The sequence below is a fragment of the Brevibacterium linens ATCC 9172 genome (assembly GCF_900169165.1).
In the GTDB taxonomy this organism is placed as follows: Bacteria; Actinomycetota; Actinomycetes; order Actinomycetales; family Brevibacteriaceae; genus Brevibacterium; species Brevibacterium linens.
This window is the reverse complement of record NZ_FXYY01000001.1, coordinates 123777-147154: the sequence shown is the minus strand read 5'-3', so window position 1 is coordinate 147154 and position 23378 is coordinate 123777. Positions and strand designations below refer to the sequence as shown.

Genomic DNA, 23378 nt, shown 5'->3' with positions numbered 1-23378 from the left:
CGGAGACCATCTCCCCCGCACCGCAATCACCGTGAAGGACAGAGACCGGAGGTCACGATGACTCAGTCATCAGATATCAACGCTGGAACGTCGACGAACGAGGGGGCCGCTGCCGAGGAGATCCGCTGGCAGGACGTGCTCACGCCCGAGGAGTTCGCAGTGCTGCGCCAGGGCGGAACCGAACGCCCCTTCACCGGTGAGTACAACGATGAGACGGCAGCGGGGATGTACCAATGTCGGGCCTGCGGAGCCGACCTGTTCCCGTCGGAGAAGAAGTTCGCCTCACACTGCGGCTGGCCGTCGTTCTACGCGCCTCTGGCCGAAGACCGGGTCCGCTACATCCGCGACACCTCAATGGGTATGGAACGCGTCGAGGTCCGCTGCGCGAACTGCGATTCGCACATGGGCCATGTCTTCTCCGGCGAGGGCTACGGCACTCCCACCGACCAGCGCTACTGCATCAACTCGATCTCCCTCAAGCTCAACACCGACGCTGCGGACAGCTGAGGTGACAGCTGCTCCTCGCATCACCGAGGCGACCGAGGCGACCGAACCGGTCGTGAAGACCTTCGACCAGCTCCTGCCCGCAGAGCTCTACGGAATCCTGCAGCTGCGCTCCCTCGCCTTCGTCGTCGAACAGGAATGCGTCTTCCTCGACGCCGATGGAGTCGACACCCTGCCGGAGACGCTGCACTTCTTCTACCCGCGACCGGCCACAGCGATGTCGGACACTCACGGTGCCGAGCACGGACGCGATCTCTCGCCATGGGCCTACGCCCGGCTGCTTCCGGCAGACGTTCCCGACGGACCGGCCGCCCGGCCCGGGGCGCGCAGCATCAGTCGCGTTGCCACCCACCCCGACGCCCGCGGTCAGGGCTGGGGCCGGCGACTGCTCGGCGACATCGTCGACGCCTGGTCGGCCACACCGCTGACGCTCAATGCGCAGTCGCACCTCGGCCGGCTGTACTCGTCCTTCGGCTTCGTCCCGAATGGTTCCCGCTTCGACGAGGACGGGATCGAACACACCCCGATGGAGCGCCCGGCGGGCTGATCGTTCAGTCGTCGGCCTCGGCCGCAGCGTCGACGGAGGCGATGATCTTCTGCATCACCGCGTGCAGTTCGCGCACTCCGTCGACGTCCATGCCGAGCTTGGCCATCATCGTCCCGGGAATCGCCTCGGCGGTCCTGCGCAGCTCACGGCCGGTGGCGGTGAGCGTGACCTCGACGATCCGCTCGTCGCTGCCACTGCGCGTCTTCGTCACATAGTCCAGCGCTTCGAGGCGTTTGACCAGCGGAGACACAGTGGCAGGTTCGAGGCGCAGCAGCCGGGCGATCTCACGCACCGGCAGCCTCTCGCGCTGCCACAGCGCGAGCATGACCAGATACTGCGGATGGGTCAGGCCCAGCGGTTCGAGCACGGACCGATAGGCACCGATCACCCCGCGAGAGGCCACCGCCAGTGCGAAGCAGATCTGGGCCTCGAGCGCGAGCGGATTGTCCAGCTGCTCTGTCGAACGTTGAGATTCCAGCATCGTGCGTCGTCGATCCTCCGCCTCGGCAAACAGGGCGTGCACCCTCTTCAGGAATTACTTAGTGCACTAATGATTAGTGTACACTGTTGATGAAGTATGACCGTCCGAGCCCATGCGGCACCACGTCGATAGGATCCCCTCTATGTCGTCCTCCTCGCAGCCTTCCGCCGATGGTTCCGAACGCAGGCAGGACCGTTCGGCGCGGAAGGGCGGTCAGTATCCGGGGTCTCAGCGTGGGGTGGGCTGGCTCAACAACTTCTTCCGCAAGATCGTCGGCCCGGCCCAGGTCGACAACACGCGTCCGGGCGGATACTTCGAGGACGAGACTCTGCGGCATCAGCAGCTCGATGCCATGGGGCTTCAGATGCGCACCGACGCCAACGGTCACTCCTATGTGGTCAAGAAGGGCAGCAAGTAGCCGACGAAGGGCAGCAGATAGCCGCCGGTCACTCCCCGACCACGCGAAGGGCCGCCGCACCGGATCGGTGCGGCGGCCCTCTCGCTGCCACAGATTCTGCCGGCCTCAGGCCCGCTCTCGGACCCGGCGGGGCGAACGACGGTCGGTCAGCGCCAGTCGGAGATGATGTCGACGAGTTCGCGACGCGGTCCGGTGTAGAACGGAACCTCTTCACGCACGTGCAGACGCGCCTCGGTGTTGCGCAGGTCGCGCATGAGGTCGACGATGCGGTGGAGCTCGGCGGCTTCGAAGGCCAGCAGCCATTCGTAGTCGCCGAGAGCGAAGGACGCGATCGTGTTCGCCTTGATGTCCTTGTAGCCGGCGGCGGCCATACCGTGGTCGCGCAGCATCGTCGCCCGTTCGGCGGGGTCGAGGAGGTACCAGTCGTATGACCGCACGAACGGGTACACGCAGATGTAGTCGCCGGGTTCCGGATCGGTCAGCAGAGCCGGCAAGTGTGCCTTGTTGAACTCCGCAGGACGGTGGATTCCGACGACGGACCAGACGGGTTCGAGCACTCCGCCGATGAGGCTGCGACGGATCGCCGAGTACGCGGCCTGGACGACCTCGATCTCGGGGGCGTGGTACCAGAACATGACGTCGGCATCGGCGCGCAGAGCCGAGACGTCGTAGATTCCGCGCACGACGAGGCCGCGTTCGGCCAGGGGCGCCAGAGCCGCATGCAGCTCATCGGCGAGTTCCCTGCGATCGGCATCGCCGAGCTCTGCCGCTGACGCGAAGACGGAGTAGGCGATATACCGTGTCTGCTCGTTCGCTTCGTCGATCTGGCCGTCGGTGGGCTGAGTGTATTCGCTCATATCTGCTCCTTCTGTCTTATCTTCATTCTGAAGTGTCACGGTCGTCATCGGCGGGTCGGTTCAGTCTCTGGGCAGCTGCGTCCGCGCGGGCAGTGCAGGCGGGAATGCCGACTCCGCCGAAGGCGGATCCGGCGAGTTCGAGGCCGGGCAGGCCCGCGATCTCCGCGTCGACGGCGGCGATGCGTCCGGCATGGCCGGGCAGGTACTGCGGCAGTGCGGAGTCCCAGCGCTGAACTTCCGAACCGAGCAGCTGCGACTCCGGGCGGGAGGTGATCGTCTGCCAGTCGGCGAAGGCTCGTTGGATGATCTCCTCATCGGACAGACTGCTCCACACCTCGGGCCCGTCGCCGAAGCGTCCGATGCTCATCCGCACCAGGGCCGTCCCCGCGGGGATGTGGTCAGCCGTCCACGGCCACTTGTTCGACACGAATGTCGAAGCCTTGATGAATGTGCCCTCGGTCGCGGGCACGAGGAACCCCGACCCCTCCAGCTCGATTCCCCCGAGGTCGACGAGAGCGGCAACCAGCGCAGTGGAGGCAGAGGGAATCTCGCCGAGGCGACCCGCCGATTCCGGGGCCACCGGCCTCAGCAGCCCGGCGGTCACATGCGCGGGCGTGGCGAGGACGAGCCCATCGGATTCGATGTCGCCCCCCTCACCGCGGACGATCCACTTCTCACCGTCGCGGTCGATCCCGGTGACACCGGCACCGAGGCGGACCGTCCCGCCGCCCAGCACGATCGCCTGATGCAGGGCCGGGATGAGGCTGTTGATTCCGCCTTCGAAGCTCATGAACACCGGTTCCGGGCTCCCGGCCGACGCGGTCTTGGCGTCGCGGGCGTTCAGGAGCTGCGCGACGAGATCGAGCACCGAGGTGCCCTCGACCGCGGCGGGCAGCAGTGCGGGCACCGTTTCGGCCAAGGACAGGTCCCGGCAGCGGCCTGCGTACACCCCACCGAGCAGAGGATCGACGAGTGCGTCGACGATGGCGCCGCCGAGGCGCGCGGACAGGAAGTCCCCGAGTGAGACGTCATCACCCTCGATCGGCGGGGTGATCCGTTCGGCCGCCAAGCGAGCGGCCGCCTCGGCGCCGATGAGGGCTTCGACCTCGGACGCCTCGGCGGGCACCCCCATGATCGTGCGTTTGGGAATCGCGTGCAGGTCTCCCCTGCTGAGCACCTGCGAACTGTGCTGAGTCGAGGGGAACACGGAGTGGAGGCCGAGTTCGGCGGCCAGCCCCTTGGTCTCCGGACGACGGTTGAGACTCGCTTCGGCTCCGGTGTCGATGCCCACCGGCACGGCACCATCGAGCGTGGTTGCTTTCAGACAGCCGCCGAGGCGGTCGCCGGCTTCCAGCACGGTGACTCGGTGGTCGCCGGAGAGCCGGTAGGCGGCGACGAGGCCGGAGATCCCTCCTCCGACGACGGTGATCTCACTCATCGGATCAGCCGCGGCCGCCGAGGATCTCTGCCGAGATGCGGTGGACGAGGTCGACGACGCGACCGGGCACCTCGGGGTCGGTGTCGGGCAGGACCCCGTGGCCGAGGTTGAAGACGAATCCGCGATCGAGTTCGAGTCCCGTGCGCACGATCGCCTCGACGCGGGCGGCCAGCGCCTCCCACGGGGCGAAGAGCAGGGCCGGGTCGAGGTTGCCCTGGAGCGCCTGACCGGGGTTGACCCGCGTCGCGGCATCGGCGAGGTCGACGCGGAAGTCGACGCCGACGGCGGTGGACCCGGCACGAGCCATGGAGCCGAGCAGCTCACCGGTCTGCACGCCGAAATGGATGCTGGGCACATCGTGTCCGGACAGTGCGTCGAAGACCTCGGTCGAGTGTTCGAGGACCTGGTTCTCGTAGTCCTCCCGAGCGAGGTAGCCGGCCCAGGAGTCGAAGAGCTGGAAAGCCTTGGCACCGGCGTTCAGCTGCACGTCGATGAAGGTCGCCGACATCTGCGCAAGCTTGTTCAGCAGCGTCGAGAACGCCTCGGGGTCGGAGACCATGAGTGATTTCGTCTTCTCGTGGTTCTTGCTCGGCCCGCCTTCGATGAGGTAGCTGGCCAGCGTGAACGGAGCGCCGGCGAATCCGATGAGCGGGGTGGCCTCGCCGAGTTCGGCGGTCACCCGCTGGACCGATTCGGCGATATCGGGGATATCGGCGGCGTCGAGTTCGGGCAGGGCGTCGATATCGGCGCGGGAGCGCACCGGGGAGGCGATGACCGGCCCGACGCCGGGAACGATCTCCACATCGACACCGGCGGCCTGGAGCGGGACGACGATATCGGAGAAGAAGATGGCCGCGTCGACGCCGTGGCGGCGGACCGGCTGGAGAGTGATCTCGGAGACCATCTCGGGGTCGCGGCAGGCGTCGAGCATCTGTGTGCCTTCGCGCAGCTTACGGTACTCGGGCAGGGAGCGGCCGGCCTGCCGCATGAACCAGACGGGAGTGTGTGAAACCGGCTCCGAACGCAGGGCGGCCAACAGGGGTGATGTCATGGGGTCATCTTCCCATTCTTCGATCGCTCATGCCCACTCGGCTGCGGTTTCAAGACGGCTCGTCTTGCCGTCTCAGCATGCGGCCGAGGACACGGGCCGACGGATTGTCCCCGGCCGCCTCGGCGTGGATGATTCCCCTGCCCGCATGGCTGATCTATCGTGGCGACTGTGGTCAATACCTCACCTCTCAATCGCATTCCGGCGGAGTTCTCCGCCGTGACGTCGGTGCTGCGTCAGGCGCGCAGCACGAACAACGTGTCGATCTCCGAGATTCCCGCTCCGGCCAGACTGGCCCCCTACTCCTATGCTCTCGGGGCCGAGGTCAGCGCCGATGAGACGTTCCTGCGGGCCAGCGGCGAGACCATCGACGAACTCGCGACCGGCCGCATCGTCGTCCTCTTCGATCCCGCCGCCCCGGAGGAATGGGAAGGGTCGTTCAGGGTGGTCTCCTATATCCGCGCCGAGCTCGAACACGAACTCGGCAATGAGACGATGCTCGGGCACGTCGCGTGGAGCTGGCTCGAAGATGCCCTCGACGCCAACGACTGCCAGGTGCTCGCCGCCGGTGGGACGACCACTCGGGTGCTGTCCGAGAGCTTCGGCACCTTGGCCGATCGCCCGGCCACGATAGACTTGGAGCTGCGCGCCTCATGGACACCCGTGATTGACGAGCCGGATCTGATCGGCAATCACTTCGAGGCCTGGATCGATCTGCTCAGCACAGTCGCCGGACTGCCACCACTTCCTGAAGGAGTCACAGCCCTGCCCGGGCGCCGTCGATGACAACTGAACTACCGCTTTTGGAAACACCCGCGAACGGCATTCCCGACGTCGTCGACACCCCAGAGGACCTCTCCTCCTCGATCGCCGGTCTGGCCGCCGGTCAGGGTCCCGTCGCCATCGATGCCGAACGCGCGTCCGGGATCAGATACGGTCAGCGCGCGTTCCTCGTTCAGCTGCGCCGTGAGGGTGCGGGCACCTTCCTCCTCGATTCCGAGACGCTCGGGGATCTCAGCGGCCTCAACCCGGCCCTCGGAACCGATGAGTGGGTCATCCATTCGGTGACGCAGGACCTGCCGTGCCTGCAGGAGCGCGGGATGCGCCCGGCCGCTCTGTTCGACACCGAACTGGCCGCGAGGCTGCTCGGGTGGGAGAAGTTCGGTCTGGCCGCGGTCGCCGAACGCACCCTGGGTGTGCGGCTGGCGAAGGAGCATTCGGCCGCCGATTGGTCGACACGTCCGCTGCCGAAGGAGTGGCTGAACTATGCCGCCCTCGACGTCGAAGTGCTCCTGCCGATCCGCGATATCCTCCACCAGCAGCTTCTCGACTCCGACCGGTGGGAGTTTGCGCAGCAGGAGTTCACCCACCTGCTCGATTTCACGCCGAAGCATTTCGATGAGCCGTGGCGACGCACGCACGGACTGTCGAAGATCAGGTCACGCCGCGACATCGCCCGGGTCCGTGAGCTCTGGCAGGCCCGGGATTCCATGGCGCGTGAGGCCGATCTGGCTCCCACGAAGATCCTGCGCGACCGTGAGCTCGTCGCCCTCGCTCAGTCAGGGGTGAAGTCCAGCGATGACATCCTGGCTCAGCGGCGCAGGCTCTCCCGCGCCCAGGCGGCCCGACTCTTCCGTGCCTACCGCAAGGCATCCCGGTTGGGCGCCGACGAGCTGCCGGGACGGTCAGAGCGCGGACGGTCGAAGCGCAGCGAGTTCAATCCAGCGGAACTCAAGGAGCGGGTGGCCGCTCTCAAGTCCGAGATGTCACAGCTCTCCGAGGAGCTGACCATCCCCCACGATATTCTCCTCCAGCCGGCAATCGTGAAATCGCTGGCTGCGGAGTCGAACGTCGATGTCGAGGATTACCTCGCCGAGGCGGGGGCACGGCCCTGGCAGGTCGAGCTCAGTGCTCCCGTGCTGCAGAAGGCCTTGGCCGGACTCCCCCAGTCCTGAACTCACGCTCAAGTTCCGCGGGTCGAGCGTCGGGCCTCCGTCGCCCCTGAGGGCATGGACTCACACCGCGCGGCGGGAACTCTGGTCGGCTCGATCGGCCACCTCGGCGGGCAGGGCCCTGAGAATATCGGCCACGATCGTGTCGACGTCGAGGCCCACCTCGGTGAGGATCTCGTCGCGTGTTCCCTGCGGCAGGAACTCATCGGGCACGCCGAGCTCGAGCACCCCGATCCGCGAATCGGCGTCGCGCAGGTCGTGCTGGATCTGCGAACCCACACCGCCGATCTTCACCCCGTCTTCGATGACCGCCACGAGGCTGTGGTCGGCGGCGAGGTCGACGACGGATCCGGGCACGGGCAGCACCCATCTGGGATCGATGATCGTCGCGCTCAGTCCCTGCTCGCCCAGACGGTCGGCGACGTCCCCGGCCAACGTGGCGAAGGGTCCGACGGAGACGATGAGCACATGGGGCCTCGACCCGGCCGGCTCTTCACGGAGGATGTCGACGCCGTCGTCGAGCCGCCTCAGCGCGGGGATGTCGGCCCCGACGCTGCCGCGGGGAAATCTCACCACGGTCGGGGCATCCGAGACGGTGACGGCTTCGCGCAGCTCTTCGGTCAGCCGGGCGGCGTCGCGGGGTGCGGCCAGGCGCAGTCCGGGGACGACGCGCAGCATCGCGATGTCCCAGATTCCGTGGTGGCTGGCTCCGTCGGGGCCGGTGATTCCGGCGCGGTCGAGGACGAAGGTCACGCCCTGGCGGTGGAGGGCGACGTCCATGAGCACCTGGTCGAAGGCGCGGGAGAGGAACGTGGAGTAGATGCACACGACGGGGTGGAGTCCGCCGTAGGACAGGCCTGCGGCGGAGGCGACCGCATGCTGTTCGGCGATGCCGACGTCGAAGACGCGGTCGGGAAACTCTTCGGCGAATTTCGCCAGTCCCACGGGCAGGAGCATGGCCGCGGTGATGGCGACGATGTCCTCGCGCTCTTCGGCGAGTTCGCAGATCTCGGTGCCGAACACGGAGGTCCATGATGTCGATTTCGACGGTGTCGATCTCCCGGTGACGGGGTCGATGACGCCGACGGAGTGGAATTGGTCGGCGTCATCGTTGAGGGCCGGGTCGAATCCGTGGCCCTTCTGCGTGATCATGTGGACGATGATGGGACCGCCGTCGAACTGCTTGGCCAGCTGGAGGGCCTTGTCGACCGAGGACTGATCGTGTCCGTCGACGGGGCCCAGGTATTTGATGCCGAGTTCGTCGAACATGCCGGTCTCGGGTGGGCTGACCATGTCCTTGAGCCCACGTTTGACGCCGTGGATGGCACTGTAGGCGGCGCGGCCGGGTCGACCGGATTGGCGCAGTGTCTCCTTGCCCCAGGTCAGGAGCCTCTCGTAGCTCGAGGTGGTGCGCAGTTCGTCGAGGTGGGCGGCGAATCCACCGACGGTCGGGGCATAGGAGCGGCCGTTGTCGTTGACGATGATGACCAGCCGCCTCGGCGGGGTGGAGGTGTCGGCGGCGATGGTGTTGAGCGCTTCCCAAGCCATTCCCCCGGTCAGGGCTCCGTCGCCGATGACGGCGACGACGTGGCGGTCGTCCTCACCCTTCAGCTGACGGGCCTTGGCGATGCCGTCGGCCCAGGACAGCGAGGCCGAGGCGTGGGAGTTCTCGACGACGTCATGATCGCTCTCGGACCGGCTCGGATAGCCGGAGAGTCCGTCACGCTGCCGCAGGGTGGCGAATTCCTCCCGGCGGCCGGTGAGCAGCTTGTGCACATATGTCTGGTGGCCGACGTCGAAGATGATGGTGTCGCGCGGCGAGTCGAAGGTGCGGTGGATGCCCATGGTCAGTTCGACGACGCCGAGGTTGGGGCCCAGATGCCCGCCCGTGCCGGACACGGTCGTGATGAGGTAGTCGCGGATCTCTTTGGCCAGCACGTCGCATTCCGACGCGTCGAGTCGACGCAGATCGGCCGGCGAGCCGAGGGATTCGAGAAAGGTCATGCGGCCTCAGTTCTGACGTCATCGTCGGCGGACAGATTCCATTCGCCCCATCCTATCGCTCACAGGCGCGTCGCTCACCCCATTGGGCGCGTGCCGACCCTCGCCGAGGCGGCCGACCACCAGCGCACGGATTCCCGCGGACGGTGCCGGGTGTCGAGCGAACGGCAGGCTCGATGCATCCGGGGACGACGAAGGCCGGTGGGACGTATCCCACCGGCCTTCGAAGTGTTCCGGTTCAGCGCCTCAGCGCGGACCGACTGCCGCGAGTCGGGGACTCACAGCGCCTCGGCGTCTCCTGTGATCAGGCTTCTGCGAGCTGACGCAGAACGTACTGCAGGATGCCGCCGTTGCGGTAGTAGTCGGCTTCGCCCGGGGTGTCGATGCGGACGACGGCGTCGAATTCGACCGTCGTGCCGTCTTCCTTCTCGGCGGTGACCTTGACGGTCGCCGGGGTCGTGCCCTCGTTGAGCTCCGTGACGCCTTCGATGGAGAAGGTCTCGGTGCCGTCGAGTCCGAGCGAATCAGCGGATTCGCCGGCGGGGAACTGCAGCGGCAGAACACCCATGCCGATGAGGTTCGAGCGGTGGATGCGCTCGAAGCTCTCGGTGATGACGGCCTCGACGCCGAGCAGCTTCGTGCCCTTGGCGGCCCAGTCACGTGAGGATCCCGAGCCGTACTCCTTGCCACCGAGGACGACCAGCGGGGTGCCGGCGGCCTGGTAGTTCACGGAGGCGTCGTAGATCGTCGTCTGCGGTCCGCCCTCCTGGGAGAAGTCGCGGGTGAAACCACCCTGGACTCCGTCGAGGAGCTGGTTCTGCAGACGGATGTTCGCGAACGTTCCGCGGATCATCACTTCGTGGTTGCCGCGACGCGAGCCGTAGGAGTTGAAGTCCTTGCGCTCGACGCCGTGCTCGACGAGGTACTTGCCGGCCGGGGTGTCGGCCTTGAAGGAACCTGCGGGCGAGATGTGGTCGGTGGTCACCGAGTCGCCGAGCTTCGCGAGCACGCGGGCGCCCTTGATGTCCTTGACGGCTTCGGGCTTGAGACCCATGCCGTCGAAGAAGGTGGGCTTGCGCACGTAGGTCGACTCGTCGTCCCACTCGAAGACCTTGCCTTCGGGGGTGTCGAGCTGCTGCCAGCGCTCGTCACCGTCGAAGATGCGACCGTATTCGTTGTCGAACATGTCCGTCGAGATCGAATCGGCGATGACGGACTCGACCTCGTCGGGCGTGGGCCACAGGTCGGCCAGGTAGACGTCGACGCCTTGCGCGTCCTTGCCCAGCGGCTGGTTCTCGAAGTCGAAGTCCATGGTTCCGGCCAGGGCGTAGGCGATGACCAGCGGAGGCGAAGCGAGGTAGTTCATCTTCACGTCCGGGCTGATGCGGCCCTCGAAGTTGCGGTTGCCCGACAGGACTGCGGTGACCGAGAGGTCGTTGTCCTGGATGCTGTCGGAGATCTCCGCGTCCAGCGGACCGGAGTTGCCGATGCAGGTGGTGCAGCCGTAGCCGACGATGTAGAAGTTCAGCGCTTCGAGGTCCTCGATGAGGCCGGCCTTGTTGTAGTACTCGGTGACGACCTTCGAGCCCGGTGCGATCGATGTCTTGACCCACGGCTTCGAGTTGAGTCCGCGCTTGCGGGCGTTGCGTGCCAGCAGGCCGGCGGCCATCATCACCGAGGGGTTCGAGGTGTTGGTGCAGGAGGTGATCGAGGCGATCGCCACAGCGCCGTTGGCCAGCTCGAAGTTGCGTCCGTCGGCGGTGCTGACGTCCACGGACTTCGACTCCTCGCCGGGAGCGGCGTAGTTGTGGATGTCCTTGGCGAACTGGTTCTTGGCGTCGGAGAGCTCGATGCGGTCCTGCGGGCGCTTCGGTCCGGAGATCGAGGGCACCACGGTGGACAGGTCGAGTTCGAGGTACTCGGAGTACTCGACTTCGTTGTCCGGATCGTGCCAGAGTCCCTGCGTCTTGGCGTAGTCCTCGACGAGCTGGATCTGCTCGTCCGAGCGGCCGGTGAGCTTGAGGTAGTCGATGGTGACTTCGTCGATCGGGAAGATCGCGGCGGTCGAACCGAACTCGGGGCTCATGTTGCCGATGGTCGCACGGTTGGCCAGCGGCACCTCGGCGACGCCCTTGCCGTAGAACTCGACGAACTTGCCGACGGCGCCGTGCTGACGGAGCATATCGGTGATCGTGAGCACAACATCCGTGGCCGTGACACCGGAGGGGATCTCACCGGTGAGCTTGAAGCCGACGACGCGCGGGATGAGCATCGACACGGGCTGGCCGAGCATGGCGGCCTCTGCCTCGATGCCGCCGACGCCCCAACCGAGCACACCGAGGCCGTTGACCATCGTGGTGTGCGAGTCGGTGCCGACAAGGGTGTCCGGGTAGGCCCGGAGGACTCCGTCGACCTCGCGCGGCATGACCACGCGAGCCAGGTGCTCGATGTTGACCTGGTGGACGATGCCCATGCCCGGAGGCACGACCTTGAAGTCTTCGAATGCGGTCTGGCCCCAGCGCAGGAACTGGTAGCGCTCACCGTTGCGCTGGTATTCGATGTCCATGTTGAGTTCGACGGCGTCGGCGGTGCCGAAGCGGTCGATCTGCACCGAGTGGTCGATGACCAGCTCGGCCGGAGCCAGCGGGTTGACCTGGTCCGGGCTGCCGCCGAGCTCGACGACCTTCTCACGCATGGTGGCGAGGTCGACGATGCAGGGCACGCCGGTGAAGTCCTGCATCACCACGCGGGCCGGAGTGAACTGGATCTCCGTATCCGGTTCGGCATTGGGGTCCCAGCTGCCGAGGGCTTCAATATGTTCCGAAGTGATGTTGGCGCCGTCTTCCGTGCGCAGCAGGTTCTCCAACAGCACCTTGAGGCTGAAGGGAAGCTTCTCCGACCCTTTGACCTGATCCAGGCGATAGATCTCATAATCCTTATCGCCGACGGTCAGGGTGCTCTTCGATTTGAACGTATCGACGTTGCTCATCGTGATTCTCCTGTTTCATCCGATACTCATCCACGAAACCGGGCCCGTCCGACTCGACGGTCGCACCCTTGCATCGCGCACCGATTTACGCGACACATATGTTTCCAAAAGTATCTTGACGTCAAGATAAATTCTATCGTATTTGAGGGGCTTTGACCACCATGGCACACGGACGAACGGCGCCCGTCGATCGGGTTTTCCGCACGTCCTCGTGCGGGCATCACCAGGGCCGCGGCCGGGCCTGACGGCCTAGCGTGAGACGCACAGTCGAACGCATCGCACCAGCGTGTCACCACCGAGGAGTTCTCATGGACCCGTTCACCCTAGGCGCCGGATTCGGTTTCGGCGCACTGCTCGTCGGCATCATCTTCGCCGTCGTCTGCAGCTCGTTCGCGAAGGAGAAGGGCCGGTCGGGCGGCTGGTGGGGGCTGTGGGGCTTCCTCACGACGTTCATCGCCCTCATTGCGCTCGTCCTCCTCCCCCGCCGCCCGGTCACCGCCTGAGATCGCCGCCCGGTCACCGCCTGAGGACTGTGACGGTCTCCAGGTGCGCGGTCAGCGGGAAGAGGTCGAATCCGGTGAGGCTCTCGATCGCGAATCCCCCATCCGTGAGAGCCGCGAGATCCCGGGCCAGCGTGGCCGGGTCGCAGGAGACGTAGACGACGGTGCGGGCGGAGGATTCGATGATCGCCGAGGCGACCTTCCTCCCGGCGCCCGCCCGCGGCGGGTCGAGGATGATCACGTCCGAATCGGGCAGTCGGGCCCGGTCGACGCCGAGCGCGAGGAAGCGGGCCTCGAGATCGGCGGCGTTCTCGCGCGCATGCGCGATGGCCGCCTCCACCCCTTCGACCCCGAACAGGGGTGCACCGGTGGCCCGGGCCGCAGCAATGCCGAGGAGTCCGACCCCGCAGTAGAGGTCGGTGATCGCATCGACATCGGCAGGCAGTGCTGTGACGACCTCCGAGCTGAGCAGTGCGGCCGCGCTCCGGTGGACCTGCCAGAAGCCGTCTGCGCCGACGGCGAAGTCACGACCGTCGACCGTTTCGGTCAGGGTGGGCTCACCGCGGAGGACTCGCAGCGGACGCGCAGACGCTTGGGCGCGCCTGCGCCCATGGGGACGGCCACCGCGGCCACGGCCACGGCCGTTCTCCGGTTCGGCCGCCTCGGCGAGGAGTGAGAAGGAGGTCGGCAACCAGGCTTCGATTGCGTCGAGGACCTGCGCGGTGGGCCGACCGCGGACGATGAGCGCACCGCGGTCACCGGCCCACGCGAATTCGAGCCGGCGCACCCCCGGCGCACGCAGCCCCGCGATGTCGAGCTCGTGCAGGGGCCCGGCGGCCAGGGGCGGCGTGGTCACGGGGATGACCTCGTGGGATCTGGGGGCGAGCATTCCGGCCCGGCCGGCATCGTCGACGGCCAGCTGCACACGTGTGCGCCAGTCGGTGCCGTCGGTCTCGCCCGGCGCGGGCAGCACCTCGGGGTCGGCGTCGATGTGGCCGATGCGCTTGAGCTGGTCACGAAGCACCTCGGCTTTGAGAGTGCGGGAGTGGGCGAGGTCGACATGGGCGAATTCCATGCCGCCGAATCCGGCCGGCCCCGGCACGGGCCGTCCACCGTTGCCGCCAGCGGATCCCGCACCGGAGCCGTCGGCCGGTCCGGTGGAGACATAGTCGAGGCGACGGTCGGGCACGCGATGGGCAGAGGCCTCGACCACCTCGGTGACGGTCGCGCGGAGGAATCGGGCGGGCGGTCCCGCCTCGGTGCGGACTCGGACCTTCTCACCGGGCAGGGCTCCGGTGACGAAGACGACCTGGCCGTCGTGTCGGGCGATGGTGGCGCCGCCGGCCGCCGGTGCCTCGATGTCGAGGGTGAGTTCCCGGGCGGGAACCGAGGTGTCGCTCATGCGTGTTCTATGCCTGTCTGTACAGCTGGGTGTCGGCGTCGGGGCCGTCTCCGCCGTACTGTCGGGAGAAGGATTTCAATCGCCAGGGCACGGAGACCACGACGACGTTGGGCACCAGCAGCAGTCGGGTGCGCAGTTTGAGAGCCACCTGGTTGTGCAGGATGTGCTCCCACCAGCGGCCGACGACGAACTGCGGGATGTAGACGATGACGAGGTCTCTGGGCGATCTGCGGCGGATGGCGAGGATATGGGCGAGCATCGGGCGGACGAGTTCGCGGTACGGCGAGCCGAGCACGGTCAGCGGCACCGGCAGCTCCATCTCGTTCCACCTCTTCTGCAGACCGGCCGCGGCCTCTTCGTCCACGGCCACGGTGACGGCTTCGAGCTGGCTCGACCGGGTCACTCGCGCGTAGGACAGGGCCCGCATCGTCGGTTTGTCGATTTCGCTGACGACGACGATGGCGTGGGTGTTCGACGGGATCGTCCGTGAGTTCACATCCGCATCGGGGGCGAGCTCGCGGGCCACTCGCGAATAGTGACGGTGGATGGCCCCCATGACGAGGTAGAGCCCGGCCATGGCGGCGACGGCCAGCCAGGCTCCGGCGAGGAACTTCGAGACGATGACGACGATGAGGACACCGGCGGCGAGCACACAGCCGACGGCGTTGACGACCCGGTTGACATGCATCCGCATCCGGGTCTTCGAGTCGATGACCAGGCGCAGGCGTTTGCGCCAGTGCAGGACCATTCCCGCTTGGCCGAGGACGAAGCTGACGAAGACTCCGACGAGGTAGAGCTGGATGAGCACCGTCGCCGAGGCGGAGGTGGCGATGACGAGGACGATCGCGGCTGCGGCCAGCAGCAGGATGCCGTTGGAGAAGGTGAGGCGGTCGCCCTTCGTCGCCAGCTGCCGCGGCAGGAATTCGTCGCGGGCCAGTCGGGAGGCCAGTCCGGGGAAGCCCTCGACTGCGGTGTTCGCCGCAGCGATGAGCACGAGCGCGGTGATGAGCACGACGATGAAGAACATCGCCGGCGCGTTGTCGAAGATCGCGTGTGCGAGCTGCGCGAGGACGGGTTCCTGTTCGTATTCGGCGCTGACCGGGCTGCCGTCTGCGCGGACGAGGTAGATATGCGGGTCGTCGACGTATTTGATGCCGGTGACCGATGCCAGATAGGTCAGCCCCGTGAGCATGAGAGCCGCGAGCAGTCCCGACAGCAGCAGGGTGTTGCCGGCATTCTTGCCGCGCGGCTTCTTGAATGCCGGTACCGCTGTGGCCACGGTCTGCACTCCGGCCAGGGCGACTGCTCCGGAGGAGAAGGCGCGGAGGACGATGAGGACGGTGGCCAGGCCGAGAGTCGCCTGATCGCCGATATTGCTGTGCACGACCGTGTAGTCCGCGGTCTCGGCGTGCGGGGTGTCGCCGAGTCCGACCCGGATGAGACCGACCGACATCGTCAGGAACACCGCGCCCAGGAACAGGTAGGTCGGCACGGCCAGCAGCATCGGAGTGGCTCGTGAGCCGCGCAGACCGGCGAAGCAGATGAGCAGGATGCCGACGATGGCCACGGGCACACGGTAGGGCGCGAGCATCGGGAAGGCAGTGGTGATATAGGCGGCGAAGACCGTCATCGACACAGCCAGGGTGAGCACGTAGTCGACGAGGAGAGCCGCGGCCACCACGAGACCGGCCCCGGAGCCGAGATTCTTCGAGGCCACCTCGTAGTCGCCCCCGCCGGAGGGATAGGCACGCACGTTGATGCGGTAGCAGGCGACGATCACGAGGATGACGATGCCGACGGCCACACCGATCCAGGGGGCCACGGTCAGGGCCACGAGTGAGGTCAGTGACAGTGCCAGCAGGATCTCATCGGGCGCATAGGCCACCGATGAGAGCATGTCGGAGGCGAAGACGGGCATCGCGATGCGCTTCTTCAGCGCAGGCGCACGCCTGTCCTCACTGCGGAAGGGCCGTCCAACGAGTAGTCTTTTGACGGCATCAGAAAAACTGCTGGCCACGGCAACCAATGGTAGATCACTGCGGGAAGGATTACCCATGCACTTCGTGATTATGGGCTGCGGCCGAGTCGGGGCGTCCCTGGCCAAGACCCTTGACGCGAATGGGCACTCCGTCGCAGTCGTCGACCGGAATCCCGACTCGTTCCTCAAGCTCGGTCGGGATTTCAGCGGCTCGACGATCACTGGGGTCGGATTCGACCGGGAGACCCTGTCCCAGGCGAAGACCGCCGAGGCCTTCGCCTTCGCCGCCGTCTCGAGCGGTGACAATTCGAATATCCTCGCCGCGCGTGTCGCTCGCGAAACCTTCGGCGTGAGCAATGTCGCCGCGCGCATCTACGATCCGAACCGGGCGCAGGTCTTCGAACGGCTCGGCATCCCCACCGTGCCCACCGTGCGGTGGACGGCCGAGCAGGTGATGCGCAAGCTCGTCCCGCAGGGCTCGATCACCGAATACCGTGAGCCCTCGGGCAGACTCGTCCTGGCGGAGGTGCATCTGGATCCGGGGTGGGTGGCGCGGCCGATCAAGGAGATCGAAGCACGGACCAAGGCGCGGGTCGCCTATGTCACCCGTCTGTCAGAGGGCATCGTCGCCCATGATGATCTGCTCCTCCAGGACGGGGATCTCGTTCATCTCATGGCTCCGGTCGACCGCCTCGGCGAGATCGAACGGATCCTCGATCAGCCCGTGCGAACCGTGGAGGAAGAAGAATGAGAGTCATCATCGCCGGTGCCGGTTCCGTCGGACGCTCGGTAGCCCGGGAGCTGCTGGACAAGGACCATACGGTCCTCCTCATCGATCAGAGCAAGGAGGCGCTGGGTCATGAGCGCATTCCGGGCGCCGAATGGCTGCTCTCCGATGCGTGTGAGCTCGCCGGTCTCGCCGAGGCTGGGCTGGAGGAGGCCGATGTCGTCGTGGCCGCGACGGGCGACGACAAGACCAATCTCGTGCTCTCGCTGCTGGCGAAGACCGAATTCGGGGTGCCGCGGACCGTCTCGCGCGTGAACAACCCGAAGAACGAATGGCTCTTCGACGATAACTGGGGCGTCGACGTCGCGGTGTCGACTCCGCGCCTGATGACCGCGCTCGTGGAGGAAGCCGTGGAGGTCGGCGGTCTGGTCCACCTCATGAGCTTCGAACGCGGTCAGGCAGGGCTGCTCGAGTTCACCGTGCACGAGAATGCCGAGCTCGTGGCCGAACGCGTCGGCGGGATCACCTTCCCGCTCGATACTGTGCTGGTGGCGATCATCCGCAATTCGCGGGCGTTCGCCCCGAGCGCCGATGACGTCATCGAAGCCGGAGACGAGCTGTTCTTCCTCTCCTCCCCCGATCAGGAGCCGGCGCTGCTCGCACTGCTGCAGGAGACCGCGACGGCCGACGGAAACGCCGAGGGCTGAGGCGGCTCAGTCATCGGCGGGCGTGCGGAACGACTCGGCAGCTCTCGGCAACTCGGCGGTGGAGACTGACCGGTGTCTGAGGACCGGTCAGTCCTCGGAGTCGTCGCGCGTCTGCAGGAGTTCGTAGACGGGATTGTGTGCGGTGAGCACTCCGTCCTTGCCGCAGAATCGTCCTTCCAAGACGATGAGGGATCCGGGACGGATGCCGCTGATCTCCCGACGTCCGAGGAATTGGGCGCGGGCTTCGCCGGTGCCGTCGGCCACGGTGACATCGAGCCTGGGGCTGTCGGCGCTGCACGACTGGGTCGTCGCCGAGACGACTCCCGCGATGCGTGAGGTCTTTCGCGCCTCTAGCTCTTCGACCGGGATGACCCCGGGAATCTGACTGACCAGACGCAGATCGGCCCGTGCCTCGGCCTCACGGGATCCGAACTCACGCACGAGCCGGGGAATGAGGTTCCGCATCGCCGCTCAGCGGACCTCTGTGATCTCGGGCCCGCGTTCGAAGGGGTTGAGCTCGTCCTCGTCCTTCTCCTCCGTCTTGCTCTGGTCGACCTGCGGGGCGGTCAGGGCGATGAGTTCGCGGGGAGCCATGGCCTCCTGACCGCGGTCGACGACGACTCCGCGGAAGAGTGCGGAGAGTTCGGCGCGCACCTCGTCATCGGTCACGGCCTTGCCGGAGAACACGGCGCGGACGAACCAGCGTGGTCCGTCGATGCCGGCGAAGCGCATGGCGCGTTTGCCGGGACGGCCGGATTCCGTCTTCGCCGGAACTTCGATGGCCAGTTCCTTGCCGAGGGAGGTGTGCAACTCGGTCGATTCCCCGCCCTGTTTGGTCACGGATTCGGCGAGCTGGCTGCGCACCGTGTTCCACAGGCCTTCGGACCGTGGGGTCGCGAACGCCTGCAGCTGGATGCCTCCGCCGTCGTGGATGAGGGTCACTGCCAGCACGCGCTGGGAATCGTCGTCCGTGTCCAGGCGCACCTGCATTCCGTCGACGACGGGCACCTTGAGTGCGCCGAGGTCGAGGCGGTCGTGTTCGGGATACTCCTCGGAGATGTCGAACGGGCCCTTGTCGGACCGGTCGAAGGGCGCTGACTTCTCCAGCAGCGCCTCTTCCTCGTCGATGTCGTCGGACTCGGTCGCCTCGTCATCGGACTCGGCCGCGTCGATATCGACGTCATCGTCTGCGCGTTCGGCAGCCTCGGTGTCGGTGTCTGCATCCTGGGCGTCGAGCTCATCGTCGTCGGTGAGTTCGTCGTCGGTGCGGACGTCGTCATCGGTCGTCGGTGTGGATTTCTTGAACCGGGAGAACAGTCCCATGAGTCCTCACTTCTCCTTTTCGCTGAGGCCGGCGTCGATTCCGCCGGTGGATCCGAATCCCCCGGCGCCGCGGGCGCTGTCATCAAGGGATTCGACGATGTCGAAGTCGGCGTGGGCGATCGATTGGATCACGAGTTGGGCGATGCGGTCGCCGCGGACGACGCGCAGCGGGGTCTTCGCATCGAGGTTGATCAGCGGCACCTTGATCTCGCCGCGATATCCGGCGTCGATGGTGCCAGGAGCGTTGACGACGGTGACCCCGTGCTTGCTCGACAGCCCCGAACGCGGGTGGACGAAGGCCGCATAGCCCTCCGGCAGGGCGATCGCGATTCCGGTCGGCACAACACGACGCTCGAAGGGTTCGAGGACGAAGTCGATCGTCGAACGCAGGTCCGCCCCGGCATCGTCCGCATGCGCGTAGGTGGGTGCGCTCATGCCCGCGTCGAGGAGCTGGAGGTTGATCTTCACGGTTTCCGTCACAAAGAAGCACTCTAACGCTCCAGCCTGAGCGTGGCCAATCTTCTCGCTATGGGACAATGGCCCCATGGCAGCAACTCAATCCGGAACCCATGTGGTCTTTCAGGAGAAGGTCCGTCCCTCGATCGGCATGTGGATCCTCGTCGTGGTGGCCGCTCTATCGACGGCGCTCATGGTCATGCCCGTCTGGCAGCTCGGCACCGTCGTCCTTCCCGTCGTCAGCTTCGTCCTCTTCGCCTGGTGGCTCAACTCGCTGACGGTCTCGATCATCGTCACCGAACGTCAGCTGTTCGTGGGCGAAGCGCATATCGACCGCAGGTTCGTTCCGGGCGCGGTCGCCTTCGTCGGCGAGGAGGCCCGCCGGGCCCGCGGTGTCGATCTCGATGCGCGCGCTTTCCTCAAGATCCGCCCGTGGGCGAAATCCGTCGTCCGCATCGATCTCGACGATGATACGGACCCCACCCCGTACTGGCTCGTCTCATCACGCCGCCCCCACGAACTCGCAGCCGCCCTCACCCCCTAACCCCTCCCCTTATTGCTACCTGACGGCGGCGCAGCAACCTCGCGCGAGGTTGCTGCGCCGCCGTCAGGTAGCAATTGGAGGATAAAAGCGGACCGCAGCCCTTTCGAGGGTGCGGTCCGTTTTCGGGATTTCGCGAAGAGAAGCGATTCAGCCTGCACAGTCCGTGCAGATGGGGATCCCGCCCTCTTCCGTCGCAAGCTGCGAACGATGGCGGACCAAGAAGCACTCCATGCAGGTGAACTCATCGTTCTGCTTGGGCAGAACCCGAACGGAGAGCTCTTCGTTCGACAGGTCCGCACCCGGGAGTTCGAAGCCTTCGGCTACCGCAGTCTCGTCTTCGTCGATCTTGCTCGCCTGATCCTGGGAACGCTGGGCCTTGAGCTGCTCGATCGAATCGCTTTTGATCTCATCGTCTTGCTTGCGAGGTGCGTCGTAGTCTGTTGCCATATGGCCTCATCGCTCTCTGTCCGAAGGGGGTGCCGAAGAGGAACTTTTCTCCTCTTCCGAGATGTGTCCCCAGCATTGTGCACTGTATGCTTGCCGTTGGCAAGATGGAATGAAGACCCGATACGGTGATTCTCGTCACCAGCTTGTCTGCATGGACAGAGCACACATAGAGTTCACGAAGAGCTCTGCAAGAATGCTTGTGATGGACAGCACCGACAGCACTGCCTGTCGGTAGATTACCGGGCTCGTCCCCTGTGGAGGCGGCCCGAGGAAGGACGGATCCACAATGAGTGAATTCGCTGATCAGCTCGACACCCGAATCGATGATGTCCGTCATCGCATTCACGAGGCCCGGTCTGCCGGTGACGACTTCCTCGTCGAAAATCTCATCGACGACCTGCAGAACCTCATGGAACTCGCCGGTCGCAACGATGTCGACACCGGCCCTATCGCCGAGGTGATCCAGGCCGAGACAGGTGCCTTGCCGGTCATCCCGGCCCCCGACGACAACTGAGAGAACACCGAGAGAAAGAACCCTCCCTCACCGCTGCGGTGAGGGAGGGTTCTTTCGTTTCTCGGACTCAGTTCGCCACGGCCCAGTTCGGATGGGTCGCCCGCTCGATGCGGCCCCGGCAGCAATCGATGCTGCACGCTCCGCTGCCGGGCACCAGGGCCTTCGTCCCGGGCAGGGCAGGAGCGTCGATGTCGTCTCCACGCAGCTGAGCGACCCGCTCCTCCACGAGATCGACGAGGCCCTTGACGAACGCGTCGTGGGTGCCCACAGTCGCCACCCGGGTGAAGTCGAGGCCGAGCTCTGCTGCGGTCTCCTTCGCCTCGGTGTCGAGGTCGAAGGCGACCTCCATATGATCGGAGATGAAGCCGATGGGCACGAGCACGACACCGGTCACCCCCTCCTCGGCGAGTTCGGTCATCCGATCGTTGACATCGGGTTCGAGCCACGGCACCTCGGGCGAGCCGGAACGCGAGCAGTACACGAGTTCGGCCGGAACGCGGTCGGCCTCATCGATGCGCCCCATGAGATGGTCGATGAGCTCCTCGTGCTGGGCACGGTAGCCGTTGGTCGTCGCCTCGGAGGCGTCCTGCATGACGTTGGGGATCGAGTGGGTGACGAAGAGGATCCGGTGCTTGGCCGAGTCCATCTGTCCGACCCTGCTCCGGAAGTCGGTGAGGCCTTCGTTCAGACAGTCCGCACAGGCGTCGGCGTAGCCGGGGTGGTTGTAGTACTGTCGGATCTTGTCGATCGCGACGGTGAAGCCTTCGTCCTTGAGTGTGTCGATCGTCTTCGCGAAGTCCTCACGGTATTGGCGGCACGACGAGTAGGACGAGTAGGCGGAGGTGTCGATCGAGAGGAACCGTGTGGCACCGTCCTCCGCCAGGGTGCGGACCTCATCGGTGAGATAGGGGTCCCAGTTGCGGTTGCCCCAGATCAGCGGAGTCTCGATCCCGCGACGATCGAGTTCGTCGCGCAGCGCGGCCAGCAGCGCTTTGTTCTGATCGTTGATCGGAGATTTGCCTCCGAAACCGAAATAGTGCTCTCCCACCTCCTCGAGCCGCTCCTCGGGAATCCCTCGTCCGGCGGTGACGTTGCGCAGGAATGGAACCACTTCTTCTGGAGCCTCCGGTCCGCCGAATGACATGAGGACCAGGGCGTCGATGGGTGCAGTCGTATTCACGGTTTCGATCTTACAGACTGCGCCTCGACTCGGCTCGCTGTCCGCAGAGTGAGCCGCACTCACTCATGGTGCAGACGGATCGGCCCGGGCTGCGCCGGCCGCATCCGTGGCCGGTCTCACAGTCGCTCTCTGCCGGCGGTCGATTCGGCCCGTGATTTCGCGACTCGCGCGGAAATCTGCCCGGCACGACGCGCCGAACGTGACACGATCTTCAGGAGACGCGACAAAGGAGCTTAAGGCAATGCGTGAACTGATCTTGAACGGAGTCAACGCAGACGGGACCCATCTGCTGTTGAACGACGAGAACGGGCTTCAGTACCGAGTCGGCCTCGATGAGGCGCTCATCGCCGCGGTCCGCAGGGACCGCTCCCAGTCCAAGTCCGAGGCTCCCGTGCGCCCGAAGGAGATCCAGGCCATGATCCGCGGCGGCATGGACGCCGAGGAGGTCGTGGCCACCACCGGCGCCGATCTCGAATATGTGCGCACCTATGAAGGTCCGGCGATGGCCGAACGCGAACGCACCGCTTACCTCGCCAGCCGTCATCCCATCTATTCCGACCACGATCCCAACGGTGAGCCGACTCCGCTCATCGAGCTGTGCCAGGAACGTCTGGCGATGCGCGATGTCGATATCGAGACGATGGAATGGGATTCCTGGAAGCAGCAGGACGGCAACTGGTACATCCAGCTCAGCTTCACTGCCGCCGACCGTGTTCGCACCGCCAGCTGGCACTACTACCGCCGTTCGCTGACCCCGATCGATGACGAGGCGAAGTGGCTCGCCGATTCTGGCCCCACCGACACCGGACCGATCCCGAACTACGGCAGCGGTGCCGAGCGACAGAGGAACACCGAGGAGGTCGATGTCCTCCCGCGCACCGATCGGTCGTCCGCGTCGATCGCCGCGGACGGACCGGTCCGCCCCACCGCCGGTTCGGCTCCGTCGCAGCAGGCCCGCGATCACCAGGCCGAGACCGGCCGGATTCTGGAGAACCTGCGCAAGCGTCGCCACACCGAAGAGGAGCCGCGGACCCGTCTGCGTGCGGTCACCGAGGATCCCGAGACTCACCCGCAGGGAGCGCACACTGCTCCCGGTCGGCCCGAAGCCGCCGCCGATGACGAGGTCTTCGCCTTCGAGGATGCGGCTGCCCCTGCCGAGGAGCCGCAGGAGCCGACCGAGAAGGTCGGTGTCTTCGACGATGAGAATCAGCTCTCGCTGCTCAATGAGCCCGGGGTGAGCGATCACTCCGATGATTTCAAGGACTCCGCGTCGGCGAAGGACTCGAAGCCGAAGTCGAAGAAGAATTCGCGAGCCTCGATCCCGAGCTGGGACGAGATCATGTTCGGGTCGAAGCGGGACTGACC

Annotated in this window: 24 protein-coding genes; 11 read left to right on the top strand and 13 right to left on the bottom strand. The window is 66.0% G+C overall.

Annotation, left to right across the window (positions count from 1 at the left end; all coding sequences use genetic code 11):
- Positions 1-57 precede the first annotated feature (57 nt).
- Positions 58-507 (top strand): peptide-methionine (R)-S-oxide reductase MsrB, encoded by a 450-nt coding sequence (gene msrB / locus BLIN9172_RS00640; RefSeq protein ID WP_101553398.1) that lies wholly within the window; start codon positions 58-60, stop codon positions 505-507.
- A 1-nt stretch (position 508) separates the two neighbouring features.
- Positions 509-1051, top strand: coding sequence for a GNAT family N-acetyltransferase (locus tag BLIN9172_RS00635; protein ID WP_240811948.1), 543 nt, complete (start codon positions 509-511; stop codon positions 1049-1051).
- Between the two features lie 4 nt (positions 1052-1055).
- Here BLIN9172_RS00635 and BLIN9172_RS00630 read toward each other — a convergent pair whose 3' ends face one another.
- Positions 1056-1532, bottom strand: a complete 477-nt coding sequence (locus BLIN9172_RS00630) for a MarR family winged helix-turn-helix transcriptional regulator (protein WP_101553396.1) — start codon at positions 1530-1532, stop codon at positions 1056-1058.
- A gap of 142 nt (positions 1533-1674) precedes the next feature.
- Here BLIN9172_RS00630 and BLIN9172_RS00625 point away from each other — a divergent pair, with 142 nt between their 5' ends.
- Positions 1675-1950: a hypothetical protein gene (locus BLIN9172_RS00625; protein ID WP_240811947.1), complete on the top strand. Its 276-nt coding sequence runs from the start codon at positions 1675-1677 to the stop codon at positions 1948-1950.
- Positions 1951-2096: 146 nt separating this feature from the next.
- Here BLIN9172_RS00625 and hemQ read toward each other — a convergent pair whose 3' ends face one another.
- The 3 genes from hemQ to hemE are packed head-to-tail and all read right to left on the bottom strand — an operon-like array spanning position 2097 to position 5296.
- Positions 2097-2807 carry a hydrogen peroxide-dependent heme synthase gene (hemQ, locus tag BLIN9172_RS00620; RefSeq protein WP_101553395.1) on the bottom strand — a complete coding sequence of 237 codons (711 nt, stop codon included), beginning with the start codon at positions 2805-2807 and terminating at the stop codon, positions 2097-2099.
- 22 nt (positions 2808-2829) lie between these two features.
- Positions 2830-4245 carry a protoporphyrinogen oxidase gene (hemG, locus tag BLIN9172_RS00615; RefSeq protein ID WP_101553394.1) on the bottom strand — a complete coding sequence of 472 codons (1416 nt, stop codon included), beginning with the start codon at positions 4243-4245 and terminating at the stop codon, positions 2830-2832.
- 4 nt (positions 4246-4249) lie between these two features.
- Positions 4250-5296, bottom strand: coding sequence for a uroporphyrinogen decarboxylase (hemE, locus tag BLIN9172_RS00610; RefSeq protein ID WP_101553393.1), 1047 nt, complete (start codon positions 5294-5296; stop codon positions 4250-4252).
- A gap of 168 nt (positions 5297-5464) precedes the next feature.
- On the opposite strand from hemE, the gene BLIN9172_RS00605 reads away from it, so the two are divergent.
- Positions 5465-6079, top strand: a complete 615-nt coding sequence (locus BLIN9172_RS00605) for a DUF3000 domain-containing protein (RefSeq protein ID WP_025780724.1) — start codon at positions 5465-5467, stop codon at positions 6077-6079.
- 17 nt (positions 6080-6096) lie between these two features.
- Entirely contained in the window at positions 6097-7248 is a 1152-nt protein-coding gene (locus BLIN9172_RS00600) for an HRDC domain-containing protein (RefSeq protein ID WP_240811946.1), read from the top strand.
- 60 nt (positions 7249-7308) lie between these two features.
- Here BLIN9172_RS00600 and dxs read toward each other — a convergent pair whose 3' ends face one another.
- Both dxs and acnA read right to left on the bottom strand, forming a co-directional pair.
- Positions 7309-9249 (bottom strand): 1-deoxy-D-xylulose-5-phosphate synthase, encoded by a 1941-nt coding sequence (gene dxs, locus BLIN9172_RS00595; RefSeq protein ID WP_101553391.1) that lies wholly within the window; start codon positions 9247-9249, stop codon positions 7309-7311.
- Positions 9250-9550: 301 nt separating this feature from the next.
- Positions 9551-12235, bottom strand: coding sequence for an aconitate hydratase AcnA (gene acnA, locus BLIN9172_RS00590; protein WP_101553390.1), 2685 nt, complete (start codon positions 12233-12235; stop codon positions 9551-9553).
- A gap of 308 nt (positions 12236-12543) precedes the next feature.
- Between acnA and BLIN9172_RS00585 the strand changes: the two genes are divergently transcribed.
- On the top strand, positions 12544-12738 hold the full coding sequence (locus BLIN9172_RS00585) for a hypothetical protein (protein ID WP_101553389.1): 195 nt from the start codon (positions 12544-12546) through the stop codon (positions 12736-12738).
- Positions 12739-12751: 13 nt separating this feature from the next.
- Here BLIN9172_RS00585 and BLIN9172_RS00580 read toward each other — a convergent pair whose 3' ends face one another.
- Together BLIN9172_RS00580 and BLIN9172_RS00575 are read right to left on the bottom strand one after the other, a co-directional pair.
- Positions 12752-14137 carry a class I SAM-dependent RNA methyltransferase gene (locus BLIN9172_RS00580; protein ID WP_101553388.1) on the bottom strand — a complete coding sequence of 462 codons (1386 nt, stop codon included), beginning with the start codon at positions 14135-14137 and terminating at the stop codon, positions 12752-12754.
- A 7-nt stretch (positions 14138-14144) separates the two neighbouring features.
- Positions 14145-16055 carry an APC family permease gene (locus BLIN9172_RS00575; RefSeq protein ID WP_025780732.1) on the bottom strand — a complete coding sequence of 637 codons (1911 nt, stop codon included), beginning with the start codon at positions 16053-16055 and terminating at the stop codon, positions 14145-14147.
- A gap of 136 nt (positions 16056-16191) precedes the next feature.
- On the opposite strand from BLIN9172_RS00575, the gene BLIN9172_RS00570 reads away from it, so the two are divergent.
- On the top strand, positions 16192-16866 hold the full coding sequence (locus tag BLIN9172_RS00570; RefSeq protein ID WP_101553387.1) for a potassium channel family protein: 675 nt from the start codon (positions 16192-16194) through the stop codon (positions 16864-16866).
- On the top strand, positions 16863-17549 hold the full coding sequence (locus BLIN9172_RS00565; RefSeq protein WP_101553386.1) for a potassium channel family protein: 687 nt from the start codon (positions 16863-16865) through the stop codon (positions 17547-17549). Before BLIN9172_RS00570 ends, BLIN9172_RS00565 begins: the two co-directional genes overlap by 4 nt.
- 87 nt (positions 17550-17636) lie before the next feature.
- Here BLIN9172_RS00565 and BLIN9172_RS00560 read toward each other — a convergent pair whose 3' ends face one another.
- From BLIN9172_RS00560 to dut, 3 genes are read right to left on the bottom strand one after another with little or no spacing between them, the layout of a single operon-like run.
- A complete protein-coding gene (locus tag BLIN9172_RS00560) occupies positions 17637-18014 on the bottom strand; it encodes an OB-fold nucleic acid binding domain-containing protein (protein WP_025780737.1) in 378 nt (125 codons plus the stop codon).
- A 6-nt stretch (positions 18015-18020) separates the two neighbouring features.
- A complete protein-coding gene (locus tag BLIN9172_RS00555) occupies positions 18021-18872 on the bottom strand; it encodes a DUF3710 domain-containing protein (protein WP_101553385.1) in 852 nt (283 codons plus the stop codon).
- A 6-nt stretch (positions 18873-18878) separates the two neighbouring features.
- Positions 18879-19352 (bottom strand): dUTP diphosphatase, encoded by a 474-nt coding sequence (gene dut, locus BLIN9172_RS00550; RefSeq protein ID WP_240811945.1) that lies wholly within the window; start codon positions 19350-19352, stop codon positions 18879-18881.
- Positions 19353-19416: 64 nt separating this feature from the next.
- Between dut and BLIN9172_RS00545 the strand changes: the two genes are divergently transcribed.
- Positions 19417-19872 carry a DUF3093 family protein gene (locus BLIN9172_RS00545; protein WP_101553383.1) on the top strand — a complete coding sequence of 152 codons (456 nt, stop codon included), beginning with the start codon at positions 19417-19419 and terminating at the stop codon, positions 19870-19872.
- Between the two features lie 147 nt (positions 19873-20019).
- Here BLIN9172_RS00545 and BLIN9172_RS00540 read toward each other — a convergent pair whose 3' ends face one another.
- Positions 20020-20319: a DUF4193 domain-containing protein gene (locus tag BLIN9172_RS00540; RefSeq protein ID WP_025779694.1), complete on the bottom strand. Its 300-nt coding sequence runs from the start codon at positions 20317-20319 to the stop codon at positions 20020-20022.
- Positions 20320-20605: 286 nt separating this feature from the next.
- On the opposite strand from BLIN9172_RS00540, the gene BLIN9172_RS00535 reads away from it, so the two are divergent.
- A complete protein-coding gene (locus BLIN9172_RS00535; protein WP_025779696.1) occupies positions 20606-20833 on the top strand; it encodes a hypothetical protein in 228 nt (75 codons plus the stop codon).
- Between the two features lie 67 nt (positions 20834-20900).
- On the opposite strand, the gene BLIN9172_RS00530 is transcribed toward BLIN9172_RS00535, so the two are convergent.
- On the bottom strand, positions 20901-22013 hold the full coding sequence (locus BLIN9172_RS00530) for a ferrochelatase (RefSeq protein ID WP_101553382.1): 1113 nt from the start codon (positions 22011-22013) through the stop codon (positions 20901-20903).
- A 241-nt stretch (positions 22014-22254) separates the two neighbouring features.
- Between BLIN9172_RS00530 and sepH the strand changes: the two genes are divergently transcribed.
- The gene (sepH, locus tag BLIN9172_RS00525) at positions 22255-23376 is read left to right on the top strand and encodes a septation protein SepH (RefSeq protein WP_051504960.1); all 1122 of its coding nucleotides are present in this window, start codon (positions 22255-22257) and stop codon (positions 23374-23376) included.
- The last annotated feature ends 2 nt before the right edge of the window (positions 23377-23378 follow it).

Bases quoted from the DNA above. Each gene is read 5' to 3' on its own strand.
- BLIN9172_RS00560 (WP_025780737.1), bottom strand. From the start codon at position 18,014: ATGCGGAACCTCATTCCCCGGCTCGTGCGTGAGTTCGGATCCCGTGAG.
- BLIN9172_RS00565 (WP_101553386.1), top strand. From the start codon at position 16,863: ATGAGAGTCATCATCGCCGGTGCCGGTTCCGTCGGACGCTCGGTAGCC.
- msrB (WP_101553398.1), top strand. From the start codon at position 58: ATGACTCAGTCATCAGATATCAACGCTGGAACGTCGACGAACGAGGGG.
- hemQ (WP_101553395.1), bottom strand. From the start codon at position 2,807: ATGAGCGAATACACTCAGCCCACCGACGGCCAGATCGACGAAGCGAAC.
- BLIN9172_RS00540 (WP_025779694.1), bottom strand. From the start codon at position 20,319: ATGGCAACAGACTACGACGCACCTCGCAAGCAAGACGATGAGATCAAA.
- hemE (WP_101553393.1), bottom strand. From the start codon at position 5,296: ATGACATCACCCCTGTTGGCCGCCCTGCGTTCGGAGCCGGTTTCACAC.
- BLIN9172_RS00575 (WP_025780732.1), bottom strand. From the start codon at position 16,055: ATGCCCGTCTTCGCCTCCGACATGCTCTCATCGGTGGCCTATGCGCCC.
- BLIN9172_RS00625 (WP_240811947.1), top strand. From the start codon at position 1,675: ATGTCGTCCTCCTCGCAGCCTTCCGCCGATGGTTCCGAACGCAGGCAG.
- BLIN9172_RS00535 (WP_025779696.1), top strand. From the start codon at position 20,606: ATGAGTGAATTCGCTGATCAGCTCGACACCCGAATCGATGATGTCCGT.
- BLIN9172_RS00545 (WP_101553383.1), top strand. From the start codon at position 19,417: ATGGCAGCAACTCAATCCGGAACCCATGTGGTCTTTCAGGAGAAGGTC.
- sepH (WP_051504960.1), top strand. From the start codon at position 22,255: ATGCGTGAACTGATCTTGAACGGAGTCAACGCAGACGGGACCCATCTG.
- dxs (WP_101553391.1), bottom strand. From the start codon at position 9,249: ATGACCTTTCTCGAATCCCTCGGCTCGCCGGCCGATCTGCGTCGACTC.
- BLIN9172_RS00580 (WP_101553388.1), bottom strand. From the start codon at position 14,137: ATGAGCGACACCTCGGTTCCCGCCCGGGAACTCACCCTCGACATCGAG.
- BLIN9172_RS00570 (WP_101553387.1), top strand. From the start codon at position 16,192: ATGCACTTCGTGATTATGGGCTGCGGCCGAGTCGGGGCGTCCCTGGCC.
- BLIN9172_RS00555 (WP_101553385.1), bottom strand. From the start codon at position 18,872: ATGGGACTGTTCTCCCGGTTCAAGAAATCCACACCGACGACCGATGAC.
- BLIN9172_RS00630 (WP_101553396.1), bottom strand. From the start codon at position 1,532: ATGCTGGAATCTCAACGTTCGACAGAGCAGCTGGACAATCCGCTCGCG.
- BLIN9172_RS00585 (WP_101553389.1), top strand. From the start codon at position 12,544: ATGGACCCGTTCACCCTAGGCGCCGGATTCGGTTTCGGCGCACTGCTC.
- hemG (WP_101553394.1), bottom strand. From the start codon at position 4,245: ATGAGTGAGATCACCGTCGTCGGAGGAGGGATCTCCGGCCTCGTCGCC.
- acnA (WP_101553390.1), bottom strand. From the start codon at position 12,235: ATGAGCAACGTCGATACGTTCAAATCGAAGAGCACCCTGACCGTCGGC.